We start from the raw sequence: 14,046 nt of genomic DNA, 5'->3' as shown, positions 1-14,046 counted from the left end.
TGTCTATTTTTGGTGTTTCCAAAACCTGCCTTTTCCTTCAGCAATCCATTCTAACGCTTCATTGATTCTTTTTTGCCGTGTTTCGTCGGTTTTTGCATCGGTAATCCAAACAATATACTCCTTGCGGAAAGAGTTAGATTTACTTTCAAAAATCTCTTTTGCTTCGGGCTTAGATGCTAACGCGGCAAGCAGGTAATCGGGTATTTCCAAAACCCTTGGTTTATCAGATCCCGGCTTCTCTCTCTTTATTTTAATACCTTTTTGGTTTATCTGTATGGCTTCTTTAAGCATAGCTATAAGTTCATCATCAGGCGGCAGATCCGATAGCTTTGTTATCTTACCCAAAAATCTTTGGACCGGCTTTAAGTCTTTATTCGCCTTTAGGCGCGGATCAGTCATCAGTTCCGCCTTCAGGAATGTGAAAGAGCAATGATTTTTATAGGAAGCCGCTACACACATATTGTCACCATTGTAATCAAAATGAGGCAAGCTCCATTTTATTGTTTCTTTAACACCCGGGCAATTTTCATGAATAAGCCTTCGTAAATGCTCAAGGATCGGTTTTGCAAAATCTTCTGAGTTAGCTATGTAAACATCCACAGCCGAATTATGGTCCATAAAGTTAAATTTTAATGTTAACGATTGCGAGAACAAAAAAACTAAAACTGATGCAGACGATTTAGTCGAAAACTTGGATAAACTGGTCAATTTAATTCCTGCGTCGTTTCCGGAATTCTGAAGCCGACACACCTACCTGCTTTTTGAAGAATTTGCCAAAGTTAGTTGGATCTGAAAAGTTGAGTTGATAGGCAATTTCAGCGACCGAAAAGTCGGTGTATTGAATAAGCGATCTGGCTTCGCCGGCCAGGCGTTCGGCAATAAAAGTAAGCGCATTTTTGCCAGAAACATGCTTTACAGATCGGGAGAGATGGTTAGCGGTGACAGAGAGCAGATCTGCGTATTCCTGCACGGTGCGCTTATGGATGTAGTGGTTATCAATCAACTGAGTAAATTTACGCAACAATACTTGCTGCGCTGTAGCCCGGGGAATATCCTTTTTGTTTTCTAACGCAAAGTCTTCCAGGTAATAGAGCAGGCCAAGTAACTTTATCTTTGCTTCAATATGTTGTTCCCTGGCCGATCTTTCATAAGAAGTAAATACAGCTTCAAAATGTGGTGCGAGGTGGTCAAATACGGCGTGGTCAAACTTGAACAGGTTAGTATGCAGCGGGTCGAATAAAGAGAACTGTTGATGGAAGTCAGGTTTGAAGAATGAGAAACACTCCTGCGTAAAATAGATTATATACCCCTTCAAGGCATTGTTATGAGCAAAACTATATACAAGGTTGGGAGAATGAAAAACGAGATAGGAATCGGGGTTATGAACCGTCTGATCGCCATAGTTAACCTCAACCTTGCCGGAATTGGATAGCAGCGCGAAAAAGTAAAATGAACGTTTAAAAGGCGGGCGGTATACCTGCAGATCCTGATCGAGGGGTTTTAGCCTCAAACAGTAAAAGTCTGGATCGGTTGTTCGTGCGGGCCATGGAATAGAAGCCAGAAAATCGTTGATTTCTGTGTAATAAGAAAGGGCATTTTTTATTTTCGCCATAACATGCACTACAATAAGCGCTGCTCCTAAAGTAGGAAAAGAAAATGTTTTTCATTTACCGGTGTAACATAAAGCTCACCGACTGCAACCGCTAATATTAAATGATTTTCACGTCTATATGTGCTGTTGTCAACGTGTTTTGAAATGGGCGAAGAGATTTAGAACATATCCGGATTTTTTGTCGAGGTTATAAAACACCAAAGCCCAGCTATTGCCGGGCCTTAATTGGTTAAGCGGAGAGGGAGGGATTCGAACCCTCGATACCCTTTTGGAGTATACACACTTTCCAGGCGTGCTCTTTCGACCACTCAGACACCTCTCCGTGTAAATGCGGATTGCAAAGGTAAAATATTTGCCCTTACTATCAATAAAAAAGCGAAGCCCGTTTTAACCGGCTTCGCTTTCACAAAAACTTAACTCTACTTATAAAAATTGCACTCGCACAAGTTTGACAGCTGTGGCGTGCTTTGGTTTAATTTGAGTAAAAAATATTAGGCTGCAATGCAGATACATAATTTTAGCTTATGTTTGCTCCGCACTGTCACATGGCGGTGGTTAACATAAAATACTGTTTTGGTTGCAATGCTGAGCATCAACGACATTAAAAAACCTATTGCTGCTGATATTGATGCGTTTGAGGAGAAATTCAGGAACTCAATGAAAAGTTCCGTTCCGCTGCTTGACCGCATCACACATTACATTGTAAAGCGTAAAGGCAAGCAGATCCGCCCAATGTTCGTGTTCTTTTCGGCCAGCATTTGCGGGGGCATCAATGAGGCAACGCACCGCGGGGCGGCATTGGTTGAGCTGTTGCATACGGCATCACTTGTGCATGACGATGTGGTTGATAACTCCTACCAACGCCGCGGCTTTTTCTCTATCAATGCTTTATGGAAAAATAAGATAGCTGTTTTGGTGGGTGATTACCTGCTTTCAAAAGGCTTGCTGCTTTCTATCGATAACAACGACTTCCAATTATTGCGCATCGTATCTGACGCGGTTAAGCAAATGAGTGAGGGTGAATTGATGCAAATTGAAAAGGTACGCCGTATGGATATTGGCGAGCCTGTTTATTACGAGGTGATCAGGCAGAAAACCGCTTCGCTTATTGCATCCTGCTGTGCCTGCGGTGCTGCGTCGGCAGGGGCCAGTGACGAGGTGATTGAAAAAATGCGCCTCTTCGGCGAGAAAATAGGTATCGCGTTCCAGATCAAGGATGATATGTTTGATTTCGGAACTGATGATGTGGGTAAGCCGTTAGGTATCGATATCAAAGAAAAAAAAGTTACCCTGCCGCTTATTTACGCCCTGGCCAATTGCAGCAGTTCAGAAAAAAAGAGGGTGATCAACCTGGTGAAGAACCATAATGAAGATCCTAAAAAGATTGCTGAGATCATCAAATTTGTGAAAGATACCGGGGGCTTACAATACGCCGAAACCCAGATGAAAAAGTACCAGGAGGAGGCTTTCGAAATCCTGAACACTTTTCCCGACAGTGATTCGCACCGCGGGCTGGAGCAACTGGTTAGGTTTACTACCGAACGGGACAAATAATCAATTTTATTGCTGCGTATAAATAACTGGTTTTTTAAAGATGCACTCCCTATCTTTATCACAACCGGTTTTTACACTTATGACAGCTACAATCCCTACATTGTTTGAATGGGCGGGTGGTACACCTGCTTTTGAACTACTTTTCAATGAATTTTATGATAAGGTTTTGGCCGATGAGCTGCTGGAACCCGTATTTAAGCATATGTCGCCCCAGCACCGGATTCATGTGGCGCATTTTGTAAGTGAAGTTTTTGGCGGCCCAAAAACCTATAGCGAAACTGAAGGCAGCCATTATGCCATGATCAATAAACATTTGCAAAAGCATTTAACCGAAGCGCACCGCAAGCGCTGGATTGAACTGTTGCTGCAAACTGCTGATGAACTTTCACTGCCCGATGATCCGGAATTTCGCTCAGCTTTTATGGCTTACCTTGAGTGGGGTACGCGGATAGCAATGCTGAACTCCCAAACAGATAATACTACAGAAAGCCCGGATACGCCTATGCCAAAATGGGGCTGGGGCGTGCCGGGAGGGCCATACATTCCCTGAAATAATAAAACGCGTATGTAAAATGACCGGTGTTCAAGAGTAGCACATCATAATTACTGCTCTTTCGGCGTTTATGTTCGGGTAAACTTATTAACTTCGTAAATGCAGTCCATACAATCCCTCTTCCCTAAAATAGGTTTCTTTTCTATTCTTGATGTATTGCTGGTGGCTTTGATCATTTACCAGTTGTATAACCTTATCAGGGGAACCATTGCAGCTAATATCTTTATTGGGTTTGCAGTGATCTTTGCCCTCAATTTTGTGGTGAAGGCTTTGGATATGAAGCTGCTTACCATTATCCTGGGCAAATTTGTTGATGTGGGGATCATTGCCATTATCGTGGTTTTTCAACAGGAAGTAAGGCGATTTTTATTATTGGTAGGTAAAAATGCTTCACTCCAACGCAATAAAGCCTGGTGGCAATATTTCTTCGGAAAATCGGAAGTTGAGAAAAATAATTACGCCAGGATCAAGCCAATAATTGATGCCTGCAAAAGCCTGAAGCAAACCCGCACGGGGGCGCTCATTGTTTTCGCCAAGTATTATGACGAACAGTTTTATCAAAACAGTTGCGAGGTGGTGGAGGCCAAAATTTCAAAGCGATTGTTGGAAAGTATTTTTCAGAAAACCAGTCCGCTGCATGATGGTGCGGTGGTGATTTCGGAGAATAAGATTAAATCGGCAAGTTGTATTTTGCCGCTTACCGAAAAAACTGATCTGCCGGCGCAGTTCGGCCTGCGCCACAGGGCAGGTATTGGTGTTACAGAGGCAAATGAGGCCACGGCGATCATTGTATCTGAAGAAACCGGTGAGATCTCGTATGCCAAACAAGGCCGGATTAAAATGAATATCAGCTTCGCAGAGCTGGAAAAAGTTTTAAATAAGGATTTTTAATCGGATAAAAATAAGACAGGATGCGCCTTTAACTGGCGCAAGTATTGTGTGGTTGCAAGAGCGGGGCGTACTTGTGCCCTCTAAGCTAATAAAGGATTGCTATATTGTGAATCAAAATAATCAGTGTTAAATTAACAATGCCGCTGCAACCCTCCATCGATAAAATAACAGAAATCTCCCGGGTCCTGCTTTCGATAGCAGGGCGTTACCTGGTATTTGCCGGGGCATTATACTTCTTTTTTTACGTGTGGAGAAGACGAACATATTGGTATTCAAAAATTCAGCAACGCTATCCCGAAAGCAAGCATATCCGTCGCGAAATCGTTTATTCGTTTTTTACTATACTGATATTTGGTGCGGTGATCCTGTTGGTGATCTACGCCAGTAAGCAGCATTTAACAAGGATCTATCCCAACATCAGCGATAAAGGATATGTTTATTATTTTTTGAGTATAGGGCTGATGATCCTGATGCACGACACCTACTTTTACTGGACACACAGGGCTATGCACTGGAAGCCTTTGTTTAAGCTGATGCATAAAACGCATCATTTGTCAACTAATCCGACACCATTTGCCGCTTATGCTTTCCATCCGCTGGAAGCCGTAGTGGAGATTGGGATTGTACCGCTTATCGCCTTTACTATTCCCTATCACGGCACAGCGCTTACTATATTTTCTTTGTATTCGTTGCTATTAAACGTGACCGGTCATCTGGGCTATGAGCTTTTTCCCCAGGGGTTTACTACGCATAAACTGTTTAAATGGCACAATACTTCAACGCATCATAATATGCACCACCGATTAGTTAAATGCAATTATGGTTTATATTTCAATATATGGGACAGGCTGATGGGCACTAATCACCCCGATTATGAAAAGAGCTTTGAACAGGTGGTTGAAAAGCGCGAAAAAGTGAAGTGTAAAGGAGACCAGGGACTATTGTCAGACGAACTGGCTACGGAGTAACTTTTTCCTTTTTTACCCCGGCAGTATCCGGATTAACAACATCTATTCTTTTAATGAGCATATGGTATTTTATCCCGGGTTCGTCAGTTTTAACAATCGGCATGTTGTCGTTTGGGTAAGTTTTAACAATCGGCATCCGGCTGTAAACGGGCTCATCTGCAATAAGTTCGTGGGTGTTCAGTAGTGTATTGTTATGATTAAAAAAAACGTTTGGGGGAAGCGTTGGGATAAGTTTAGACAGATTAGTATCAGCCTTTAATGGTTTCAAGTTAAATAGCTTATCGGCAGCGTTATTGTTTTTAGGTGCCTTATTGAGGTTTTGTGCTTTAAGCTGGCCTGCACAGGCTATGATAGCAGCAAGGATTAAGGTTTTTTTCATGGTGATATTATTTTATACTAATATACCTATCATTCAATAATATTTAAATGTTAAATAATGTTATTAAATGTTAAATGCTTTTGAATTGAACCCAAATACCAAAGCCATAAACTGATAGATTTTATTACTTTTGTGGAAAATTTAAAAACCGATGAGCGAACTCATTAAAAAACAAGTGAACGATGCAAAGGCCTTGATGGAAAAGGCCATTGACCATGCAGATAGCGAATTAAATAAAATACGTGCAGGTAAGGCAAGCCCTTCATTACTTGACGATATCAGGGTTGATTACTATGGTACCCCAACACCACTAAGCCAGATAGGTAGTGTTAACACCCCTGATGCCCGTACCATTGTTGTTCAGCCATGGGAAAAATCATTGTTAAACCCTATTGAAAAAGCCATTAAAGAAGCTAATTTAGGTGTTAACCCTCAAAACGATGGTATCATTATCCGTATTAATGTACCGCCGCTTACCGAAGAGCGCCGCCGTGATTTGGTTAAAAAAGCTAAAGCCGAGGCTGAGACCGGTAAGGTGGCTGTTCGTAACATCCGTAAAGATGCTAACGAAAAGATCAAAAAATTAAAATCAGAAGGTGTTTCTGAAGACGAAATAAAGACAGGCGAAGCTGAAGTTCAAAAACTTACTGATGCTTATATTGCTAAAGTTGATCAGCTTTCAGAAGCTAAAGAAAAAGATATCATGACGGTTTAATATTAACCTTGTGTCAAATTAAAAGGGAATGAGCTACTTAGCCATTCCCTTTTTTTATGTTTGCCGTTGAAACATGAATGTATTAATCTCTTACTTAAAAAAACACCGCTGGATAGTTGTATTTGCACTTTTCCTGGCGGCGATGAATATAGGCTTCTCACTGCTCGACCCATGGATAACCGGGCGTATTGTTGACCGTGTTATTGAACAACGCAGTAAGCTACAATATGACGCATACCTTAACCAGGTGCTGATGCTGGTTGGCGCTGCTATTGGTGTTGCCATGATATCGCGTATAGCTAAAAACTTCCAGGATTATTTTACCAATATCATTACCCAAAAGGTAGGCGCTGAGATGTATGCCGATGGTTTAAAGCACTCGCTTGAGTTGCCCTACCAGGTATTTGAAGACCAGCGAAGCGGCGAAACTTTGGGCATATTGCAAAAGGTACGTTTAGATTGCGAAAAGTTTATCACCTCTTTTATCGGGATCCTTTTTGTGTCGCTCATCGGGATGGTATTTGTTATCGTTTACTCGGTGAGCGTGAGCTATAAGGTTACCCTGGTATATTTCGCCGCGATACCCATCATCACTTTTGTGAGTATGGCCATGAGCCGGAGAATTAAGAAAATCCAAAAGACAATTGTGGCCGAAACAACAGCGCTGGCAGGTTCAACAACCGAATCGCTAAGGAATATCGAGCTTGTAAAAAGTTTGGGCCTGGCAAAACAGGAAATAGCACGGTTGAATAATACTACCTACAAAATTCTCGACCTGGAACTGAAAAAAGTGAAGTATGTACGCAGCATGAGCTTTGTACAGGGTACTACCGTAAACTTTGTGCGCAGTGTGATGGTGGTGGTTCTGCTGATGCTCATTTTTAAAAGCACTATCTCTCCGGGCCAATATTTCAGTTTTTTATTTTACTCATTCTTTTTATTTAACCCATTGCAGGAGTTAGGCAATGTAATCCTTTCCTGGCGTGAGGCTGAGGTTTCCCTTGGTAACTTTAACCGGATATTGAGTATTCCTATTGATAAAAAGCCCGAAAAACCTGTATTGCTTGAAAAAGTGAATACCTTAACATTTAATGACGTTAGCTTTAAACACTTAACCGCAAATCGTAACGCGCTTAACCATATCAGCTTTGAAACCAATTCGGGCGAGACGATCGCTTTTGTTGGTCCTTCCGGTTCGGGCAAAACTACGCTCGTTAAATTATTGGTTGGTTTATATCAGCCTTTGCAGGGCGATATTTTATACAACGGCACATTAAGTAAAGAAATCGACCTTGATCAGCTGCGCGAAAAAATAGGCTTCGTAACCCAGGATACGCAACTATTTTCGGGTACCATCCGTGAAAACCTGCAGTTTGTACGCCCGGATGCTACCGATGAGGAATGTATGGATGTGCTGCAGCGTGCCGCATGCCAAACCCTGCTGGCCCGGGCCGATAAAGGTTTAAGCACTGTAATTGGCGAAGGTGGTGTAAAAGTATCTGGCGGTGAAAAACAACGCCTGTCAATAGCCCGTGCTTTATTACGCCGGCCGGATATCCTGGTATTTGACGAAGCTACGTCATCCCTTGATTCTATCACTGAGGAGGAGATCACCGAAACTATCCGTAACGTATCTGAAAAAGAGAACCATATTACTATCCTCATCGCTCACCGGCTATCAACCATTATGCATGCTGATAGTATTTACGTATTGGAGAAAGGCCGTATTATTGAATCGGGCAAGCATGCCGATCTCATTTCCCAGAAAGGGTTATATTATGCTATGTGGAGGCAACAGATAGGGGAAAAGGATACGGTAGACGCACTGGATTAAAAGCACAAAAAGCAGATTGATATTAGGAAATCCAGACTTACGAAGTTTCAAAAACTTCGTAAGTCTTCTACGTTTTTGCTATTTGCCCGTAACAGCTTCTATATACTAATGTCATTTTTCCTTCAATATTTATTGAGTTTAAAACCGCATTAGCAATCCCAAATACCCAAGTTTAAATATTTTTATTCTCAATCATCCTGAAAAACTCATCGCGATAAGTATCGCCTACAGGGATGATCTTGTCGCCGATCTGGATGCGGCTCCGTTCAATACTGTCTATTTTATTGAGGGCTACAATGTATGATTTATGTACACGTACAAAATGTTTCTCGGGCAGCGCATCTTCCATCTTTTTCATGCCCTGCAGGGTAATAATCCGCTCGGCAGAGGTGAAAATGCTTATATAATCCTTTAAACCCTCAATAAACATAATATCATGCAGGTATACCTTCTGGATCTTATGTTCGGTTTTTACAAAGATAAAATCGGTTGAAAAATCATCCTGCTGCACGGGTTCGGCCTGCATCACTACCTGTGGTTTGGCTGCAACCGGCTGGATAATGCTTTGTGCTTTTTGTACCGATTTAAAAAAGCGATCAAATGCGATAGGCTTTAACAGGTAATCAACTACATCAAGCTCATAGCCTTCAAGCGCGTACTGCGGGTAGGCTGTAGTTAAAATAACCTTGGCTTTGCCGTTGGCGATCTTCAAAAATTGAATGCCGGTAAGCTCGGGCATCTGAACATCTAAAAACACAAGGTCAGCTTCGGCGGCCTGCACCATGGTAAGCGCTTCGATGGGGTTGGTTGTAGCTTTAACCAATTGCAAAAAAGGCATCTTGGAAATATAATCTTCCAAAATATGCAGCGCCAAAGGCTCATCGTCAACTACCAAACATCTGATCATAGCGTAAAAATAATGTAATAATGGTTATTCTAAATTTTTTAATGTGCTGTTTTGTTATAACGGCGTCAATTCAACAGATTTATACCAGATTTCGGCGCCTTCCGATTGTAAAAGGATGCGACCGTGCGATAATGAGGCTATTCCCCAGTTCACCAAATGTCCGTTAACATAATGTTCAATCTGGTTGCCATTGCAAATGATTTCGATGGTGTTCCACTCGCCGCGCGGATTTTCAAAATTGGCGGTGCGGTAAACACGCTGCTGGTCCCACTCAATGGCCGATTTATTGGGCGTAACCACATTAGTATGTTGTACGCACCAAATATCGCCGCAATCACCTTCCTGGATCTGGCATTCTATCGATCTTGGCCATACGATATCTTTATCCCCCTCTCCAAAATGATATAAAATACCTGCATCGCGTACGCCCTTTTCGCGTGGGTGATATTGCTTGCTCCCCCATTTAAATACTACTTTCAGGTAATAATTATCGTACGATTTTTTGGTGGCCATATAACCAAAATACTTGCCCATTACATGCACCATGCCATTTTCAATGGCAAAGTTGTTATGTACATCATTATCCTTGCCTAAAGTATCCAGGTAGGTATACCAACCCTTTTTATCCTTGCCGTTTAACAATTTTTGAACCCCAATCTCCCTGATCCAGATATTGCGGAATGATACCGGAAACTCATGCTCCTGCAGCAACAAGGGTAAGGCGAAGGCGTGTTTTTGATATTTGGGCTGACCAACATGCGCCACTGTTCCTTTTATAGCTACATGGTTTTGTATCAGTATGCCATTGTGTAATACGGTAATGTAAGCCGGTGTTTTAACAGAGCTGTCGATATTAAAGCGTGGGGCGGTATAAATGATATCATACTTTTGCCACTGGCCTGGTTTAAGCGAGGCATTTACCTGCGGCAGGTATTGTTTATAAACAGAACCGGCCTGCCCGTTTGAGTAGGTGCGGTTTTTATAACTGTCGAGGATCTGCAGTTCGTAGCGGCTTTGCATAATTACGCCGCTGTTGCCACGCTCCTGTCCTTCGCCTTTAACAACAGCCGGGGTGCGCCATTCAATATGCAGCTGGCAATCGGCAAAGTTTTGTTTGGTGATGATAGAGCCGCTGCCCGGCTTAACGGTTACAATACCGTCCTTTACTATCCAGCCCGGTTTGTTACCTTTCTGATCTGTCCATTTGTCCAAATTTTTGCCATCAAACAAAATAATAGCATCAGATGGCGGCTTGTTGCCGGCGCCCGGTAAAACTACTTCAGGCTCAGGGTCCCAAACTTCGGTTGCTTTAGGATCGGTTTGTGCAGATGCGGTAATGGCCGATGCTGCAAGAAACAGGGTTGGGAGCAATTTTTTCAAACAGGTCATGGTTATAATGGGTTATAACTATAAATCTATTGATAATTCGCAGGTGTAAGTATATTCTTCATCCCTTATTTTTAAAGAGTACCTGTTGGGGTAAAGCAGGTTGAGCCGGCGCTGCACATTTATCAAGCCAATTCCACCTACAGCATCACGGTTATTGTTATGTTTTTTATTTTGGATGTAGAAATGCAGTTTACCATCCGCCACGTTAATAAGTAGCTTTATAGGTGAGTTGATATCATTTGCAACGCCATGCTTAAAAGCGTTTTCGATAAAAGCGATCAGTAGCAAAGGTTCTATTTTTTGATCGGTGATATTGCCATCTACCTTAAAATCAATAAAGGCCTTACTGCCAAAGCGGATCTTTTGCAGGTCGATATAGTTTTGAAGGTATTGAAGTTCTTTGCTCAGATCAACCTTGTTATCGTTACATTCATACAGCATATAACGCATAATTTCCGAAAGCTTTAAAATAGCCTCGGGGGTAGTTTCTGAGCGCTGATAGGCCAGTGAATAAATACTGTTTAAGGAGTTAAATAAAAAATGCGGGTTGATCTGCGATTTCAGAAAAGCCAGCTCGGCAATAAGGCGCTGATTTTCCAGGTCGCGCTGGATGCGTTCATTCAGGAACCAGTCTGTACTGAATTTTAGTGCAGTGCTCAAAAATACAAATATAAGGCTGGTAAAAATACTGCTGTAGAAATAAGTAGCAAAACTGGTGACATGACCTTTTTGATGCACCAGTACAATATCTTTAAATAAAAGCCCCACGCCGTATTTGGCTACGCCGTAAACTATGATGCTTGTAAGCACAAAGGTGGCGTATTGCCAGTAGCGTTTTTTATTTAGAAATTTAGGTATAAAAACCAGGTAGTTAAGATAAAATAAGCTGATATTAATAGTAGGATAAAGCAAAAAAATCACTAGTAACTCCTTGGTACTAAGCATGGCATCATTAAGCCGGGCCAAAAAAACAAAAAAGGATATAATGGCCGCCCAGAAAAACAGGTGCCAAAAAATTATCCAGGCGGTTTTTATTCCGGTTCTGGATTTAGGTAATGGTAATGAAGCCTCCATTCGCTGTTTTTAAATCCCTTTTATGTTTAGGGGTGTGGCATCTAATTTAATATTTTGATAATGATATCGGCCTGTTATTTATATATAGCGGCCCATTTTTTCGATGAACTGGCTTTTATTATCGATGAACTGGTTAAAAGGTGCATAAAAGCGTTCATCTATAAACAAAGTGTGTTGGTCTAAATGATTTTAGCAGGTTATTTTTTTAATATTCCTTTGTTGTATAAAATCACCACTCACAATGAAAACGCTTATCAAAAATTCAAATCCTTTTATCATGTTATTGATCCCGGTAATGTTTGCCCTTATTTTGGGTGTAAGCTACCAGTTCGAGCAAAAAAAGGAAACAGCAATAATTGGCCGCACAGCAGTACATGCTACCTCATTGTTTCACAAAGGTTTTGTAATGGTTAAAACTGTTTGCTCAATAGCAAAAAACAATAACATATGGTAATTACTACCGAAGGCCTTTCCTTCACCTTTGGTAAGCAGCAGGTAGTTAATTCACTGGCGCTGCAAGTTCCGGAAGGAAGTATATATGGTTTTCTCGGTCCCAACGGCGCCGGGAAAACCACTACCATCAAACTCCTGCTTAACCTGTTAAAACCCGATGCAGGTAACATCCACATTTTTGAGCAGGATATCAAAACAAACCGCATCAGCATACTTTCGCAAATAGGTTCGCTTATCGAACAGCCTGCTTTATACCAACACTTAACCGGGAGGGAAAATTTATTGAACAGGGCCTTATTATTGCAGGTGCCTGCCCAGCGCGTTGAAGATATGCTTGACCTGGTACAGCTAACCGCCGCCGCCAATAAAAAGGCCGGGCAATATTCATTAGGGATGAAGCAGCGCCTCGGTATTGCGCTGGCCCTGCTGGCCGATCCTAAATTGTTGATTTTGGATGAGCCAACCAACGGCCTCGACCCAAACGGTATCATCGAGATCCGCGAGCTTTTGAAAAAGCTTGTTGCCCAACATGGCAAAACTGTTTTTATATCAAGCCATTTGCTTGGTGAGATTGAACGGATGGCCACGCATGTGGGCATTATAAATAACGGCGCAATGCTTTTTCAGGGCAGTGTTGCCGACCTGCAGGCCATCAGCAAACCACTGGTGCGCGTTGATGCCGAAAATACCGTTGACGCCGCCAACCTTTTAACCCGCCACCATATTAATGTTACCGAAGTAACCGACGAGCATTTACTGGTACCCTACATCTCCAAACAGCAAATGGGCGAGATCAACGCACTGCTCAATAAAAACGGGCAAACGGTTTACAGCATCAGTAAACAACAAAAGGACCTGGAAAAACTATTTTTAGATATCACCCAAAGCGCCTAAGCCATGAAAGGATTTATATTGTCATTCCGTTCGGAGTTTTACAAAAGCCGTAAAACGCTTGGTTTCTGGGCCTCTGTAATGCTTCCTTTATTTATAGGGGTTTTGCTGTTCGTGGGATTTTATACCAAAAGTGAAAAGTTGGTGTCAATGCCGCCGATGATGCTTTGGCTACAGTTTGCTGGTGCTATTTTGGGTATCATGGGCTCATTGGTGCTGCCAATGTATATCATATTTATAGCATACTCCGTAAACAGTATCGAACACCGGGCCGATACCTGGAAAACCTTGTTTAATCTGCCAATCCCCCGCTGGTCGGTTTATGCGGCTAAATTTTTTTATGCGGTTTTCCTTGTATTTCTTTGTCTTGCATTGTTTGTGCTGTTTACCATTGGTTTCGGCAATTTGTTAAGCATCGTAAAGCCAGAGTTACGGTTCGATAATTTCCACATGGAGAAAGAACTGGCACAGATCTATTTTAAATTGTTTTTATCATCATTAGGGATCCTCTCCATTCAGTTTTTACTCAGTTTATTTTGGGCCGATTTTTTAAAGCCGATGGGGATTGGTTTTATATGTACTATAGCCGGTGTTGTAGCTGCTTCAAAAGGCTGGGAATATAGCTACCTGTTTCCATATGCACACCCCATGGCCGCCATCAGCAGCATGCTGAAAAATAATCATGGTGATCCTGCTAACCAGTTACAGATAGATGTTTTCACTAAAGATGTATTTGTAAGTATGGCTATAGCAGTTGTAGTATTTGTGGCAGGATATTTTATTGTGCAGCGTAAGAGCGTGAAGTAGATGTTAGTGATTAGAGGCT

15 protein-coding genes and 1 tRNA gene are annotated in these 14,046 nt (G+C 41.9%); 9 read left to right on the top strand and 7 right to left on the bottom strand.

The genetic code is table 11. The features are described 5' to 3' along the window. Positions 1-3: 3 nt before the first annotated feature. The 3 genes from ABID99_RS23505 to ABID99_RS23495 all read right to left on the bottom strand — a co-directional run bounded on the left by ABID99_RS23505 (position 4) and on the right by ABID99_RS23495 (position 1,934). The gene (locus tag ABID99_RS23505; protein ID WP_090530852.1) at positions 4-618 is read right to left on the bottom strand and encodes a YdeI family protein; all 615 of its coding nucleotides are present in this window, start codon (positions 616-618) and stop codon (positions 4-6) included. A 91-nt stretch (positions 619-709) separates the two neighbouring features. Beyond that, on the bottom strand, positions 710-1,612 hold the full coding sequence (locus ABID99_RS23500; RefSeq protein WP_354484486.1) for a helix-turn-helix domain-containing protein: 903 nt from the start codon (positions 1,610-1,612) through the stop codon (positions 710-712). 234 nt (positions 1,613-1,846) lie between these two features. Further along, positions 1,847-1,934: transfer RNA gene (locus tag ABID99_RS23495), tRNA-Ser, on the bottom strand. 260 nt (positions 1,935-2,194) lie between these two features. Between ABID99_RS23495 and ABID99_RS23490 the strand changes: the two genes are divergently transcribed. From ABID99_RS23490 to ABID99_RS23475, 4 genes are all read left to right on the top strand, one after another. Further along, on the top strand, positions 2,195-3,166 hold the full coding sequence (locus ABID99_RS23490; protein WP_090530846.1) for a polyprenyl synthetase family protein: 972 nt from the start codon (positions 2,195-2,197) through the stop codon (positions 3,164-3,166). A gap of 79 nt (positions 3,167-3,245) precedes the next feature. Then, the gene (locus ABID99_RS23485; RefSeq protein WP_373615271.1) at positions 3,246-3,716 is read left to right on the top strand and encodes a group II truncated hemoglobin; all 471 of its coding nucleotides are present in this window, start codon (positions 3,246-3,248) and stop codon (positions 3,714-3,716) included. 102 nt (positions 3,717-3,818) lie between these two features. After that, positions 3,819-4,610: a diadenylate cyclase CdaA gene (cdaA, locus tag ABID99_RS23480; protein ID WP_090530839.1), complete on the top strand. Its 792-nt coding sequence runs from the start codon at positions 3,819-3,821 to the stop codon at positions 4,608-4,610. A gap of 137 nt (positions 4,611-4,747) precedes the next feature. Beyond that, complete coding sequence (locus tag ABID99_RS23475; protein ID WP_188834303.1) at positions 4,748-5,578, top strand: sterol desaturase family protein; 831 nt, start codon at positions 4,748-4,750, stop codon at positions 5,576-5,578. On the opposite strand, the gene ABID99_RS23470 is transcribed toward ABID99_RS23475, so the two are convergent. Further along, positions 5,568-5,957, bottom strand: a complete 390-nt coding sequence (locus tag ABID99_RS23470; RefSeq protein WP_090530833.1) for a hypothetical protein — start codon at positions 5,955-5,957, stop codon at positions 5,568-5,570. The genes ABID99_RS23475 and ABID99_RS23470 overlap by 11 nt on opposite strands. 151 nt (positions 5,958-6,108) lie before the next feature. Between ABID99_RS23470 and frr the strand changes: the two genes are divergently transcribed. Continuing rightward, the gene (frr, locus tag ABID99_RS23465; protein ID WP_090530830.1) at positions 6,109-6,672 is read left to right on the top strand and encodes a ribosome recycling factor; all 564 of its coding nucleotides are present in this window, start codon (positions 6,109-6,111) and stop codon (positions 6,670-6,672) included. A 73-nt stretch (positions 6,673-6,745) separates the two neighbouring features. Then, a complete protein-coding gene (locus ABID99_RS23460; protein WP_176625483.1) occupies positions 6,746-8,506 on the top strand; it encodes an ABC transporter ATP-binding protein in 1,761 nt (586 codons plus the stop codon). Between the two features lie 172 nt (positions 8,507-8,678). On the opposite strand, the gene ABID99_RS23455 is transcribed toward ABID99_RS23460, so the two are convergent. From ABID99_RS23455 to ABID99_RS23445, 3 genes are read right to left on the bottom strand one after another with little or no spacing between them, the layout of a single operon-like run. Next, positions 8,679-9,413 carry a LytTR family DNA-binding domain-containing protein gene (locus tag ABID99_RS23455; RefSeq protein ID WP_090530824.1) on the bottom strand — a complete coding sequence of 245 codons (735 nt, stop codon included), beginning with the start codon at positions 9,411-9,413 and terminating at the stop codon, positions 8,679-8,681. A gap of 54 nt (positions 9,414-9,467) precedes the next feature. Continuing rightward, complete coding sequence (locus ABID99_RS23450) at positions 9,468-10,802, bottom strand: DUF1080 domain-containing protein (RefSeq protein ID WP_175490034.1); 1,335 nt, start codon at positions 10,800-10,802, stop codon at positions 9,468-9,470. A gap of 18 nt (positions 10,803-10,820) precedes the next feature. Next, the gene (locus ABID99_RS23445) at positions 10,821-11,876 is read right to left on the bottom strand and encodes a sensor histidine kinase (protein ID WP_090530821.1); all 1,056 of its coding nucleotides are present in this window, start codon (positions 11,874-11,876) and stop codon (positions 10,821-10,823) included. Positions 11,877-12,117: 241 nt separating this feature from the next. On the opposite strand from ABID99_RS23445, the gene ABID99_RS23440 reads away from it, so the two are divergent. Genes ABID99_RS23440 through ABID99_RS23430 form a run of 3 tightly spaced genes read left to right on the top strand, consistent with a single transcriptional unit; the run spans position 12,118 to position 14,027 of the window. Next, positions 12,118-12,330 (top strand): hypothetical protein, encoded by a 213-nt coding sequence (locus tag ABID99_RS23440; RefSeq protein ID WP_090530816.1) that lies wholly within the window; start codon positions 12,118-12,120, stop codon positions 12,328-12,330. Further along, on the top strand, positions 12,324-13,223 hold the full coding sequence (locus ABID99_RS23435; protein ID WP_090530812.1) for an ABC transporter ATP-binding protein: 900 nt from the start codon (positions 12,324-12,326) through the stop codon (positions 13,221-13,223). Before ABID99_RS23440 ends, ABID99_RS23435 begins: the two co-directional genes overlap by 7 nt. A gap of 3 nt (positions 13,224-13,226) precedes the next feature. Continuing rightward, on the top strand, positions 13,227-14,027 hold the full coding sequence (locus tag ABID99_RS23430; RefSeq protein ID WP_090530810.1) for an ABC transporter permease: 801 nt from the start codon (positions 13,227-13,229) through the stop codon (positions 14,025-14,027). Positions 14,028-14,046 lie beyond the last annotated feature (19 nt).

The organism is Mucilaginibacter sp. OAE612 (genome assembly GCF_041806395.1).
GTDB classification, from domain to species: domain Bacteria; phylum Bacteroidota; class Bacteroidia; order Sphingobacteriales; family Sphingobacteriaceae; genus Mucilaginibacter; species Mucilaginibacter rubeus.
Note: the sequence above shows the minus strand (reverse complement) of the source record. Positions and strands in the feature narration are given on the sequence as shown.

What these genes read in the sequence shown, in the direction of transcription:
- ABID99_RS23445 (WP_090530821.1), bottom strand. Translation starts at nt 11,876, where the DNA reads ATGGAGGCTTCATTACCATTACCTAAATCCAGAACCGGAATAAAAACC.
- ABID99_RS23440 (WP_090530816.1), top strand. Translation starts at nt 12,118, where the DNA reads ATGAAAACGCTTATCAAAAATTCAAATCCTTTTATCATGTTATTGATC.
- ABID99_RS23435 (WP_090530812.1), top strand. Translation starts at nt 12,324, where the DNA reads ATGGTAATTACTACCGAAGGCCTTTCCTTCACCTTTGGTAAGCAGCAG.
- ABID99_RS23455 (WP_090530824.1), bottom strand. Translation starts at nt 9,413, where the DNA reads ATGATCAGATGTTTGGTAGTTGACGATGAGCCTTTGGCGCTGCATATT.
- frr (WP_090530830.1), top strand. Translation starts at nt 6,109, where the DNA reads ATGAGCGAACTCATTAAAAAACAAGTGAACGATGCAAAGGCCTTGATG.
- cdaA (WP_090530839.1), top strand. Translation starts at nt 3,819, where the DNA reads ATGCAGTCCATACAATCCCTCTTCCCTAAAATAGGTTTCTTTTCTATT.
- ABID99_RS23460 (WP_176625483.1), top strand. Translation starts at nt 6,746, where the DNA reads ATGAATGTATTAATCTCTTACTTAAAAAAACACCGCTGGATAGTTGTA.
- ABID99_RS23505 (WP_090530852.1), bottom strand. Translation starts at nt 618, where the DNA reads ATGGACCATAATTCGGCTGTGGATGTTTACATAGCTAACTCAGAAGAT.
- ABID99_RS23500 (WP_354484486.1), bottom strand. Translation starts at nt 1,612, where the DNA reads ATGGCGAAAATAAAAAATGCCCTTTCTTATTACACAGAAATCAACGAT.
- ABID99_RS23430 (WP_090530810.1), top strand. Translation starts at nt 13,227, where the DNA reads ATGAAAGGATTTATATTGTCATTCCGTTCGGAGTTTTACAAAAGCCGT.
- ABID99_RS23485 (WP_373615271.1), top strand. Translation starts at nt 3,246, where the DNA reads ATGACAGCTACAATCCCTACATTGTTTGAATGGGCGGGTGGTACACCT.
- ABID99_RS23490 (WP_090530846.1), top strand. Translation starts at nt 2,195, where the DNA reads ATGCTGAGCATCAACGACATTAAAAAACCTATTGCTGCTGATATTGAT.
- ABID99_RS23450 (WP_175490034.1), bottom strand. Translation starts at nt 10,802, where the DNA reads ATGACCTGTTTGAAAAAATTGCTCCCAACCCTGTTTCTTGCAGCATCG.
- ABID99_RS23475 (WP_188834303.1), top strand. Translation starts at nt 4,748, where the DNA reads ATGCCGCTGCAACCCTCCATCGATAAAATAACAGAAATCTCCCGGGTC.
- ABID99_RS23470 (WP_090530833.1), bottom strand. Translation starts at nt 5,957, where the DNA reads ATGAAAAAAACCTTAATCCTTGCTGCTATCATAGCCTGTGCAGGCCAG.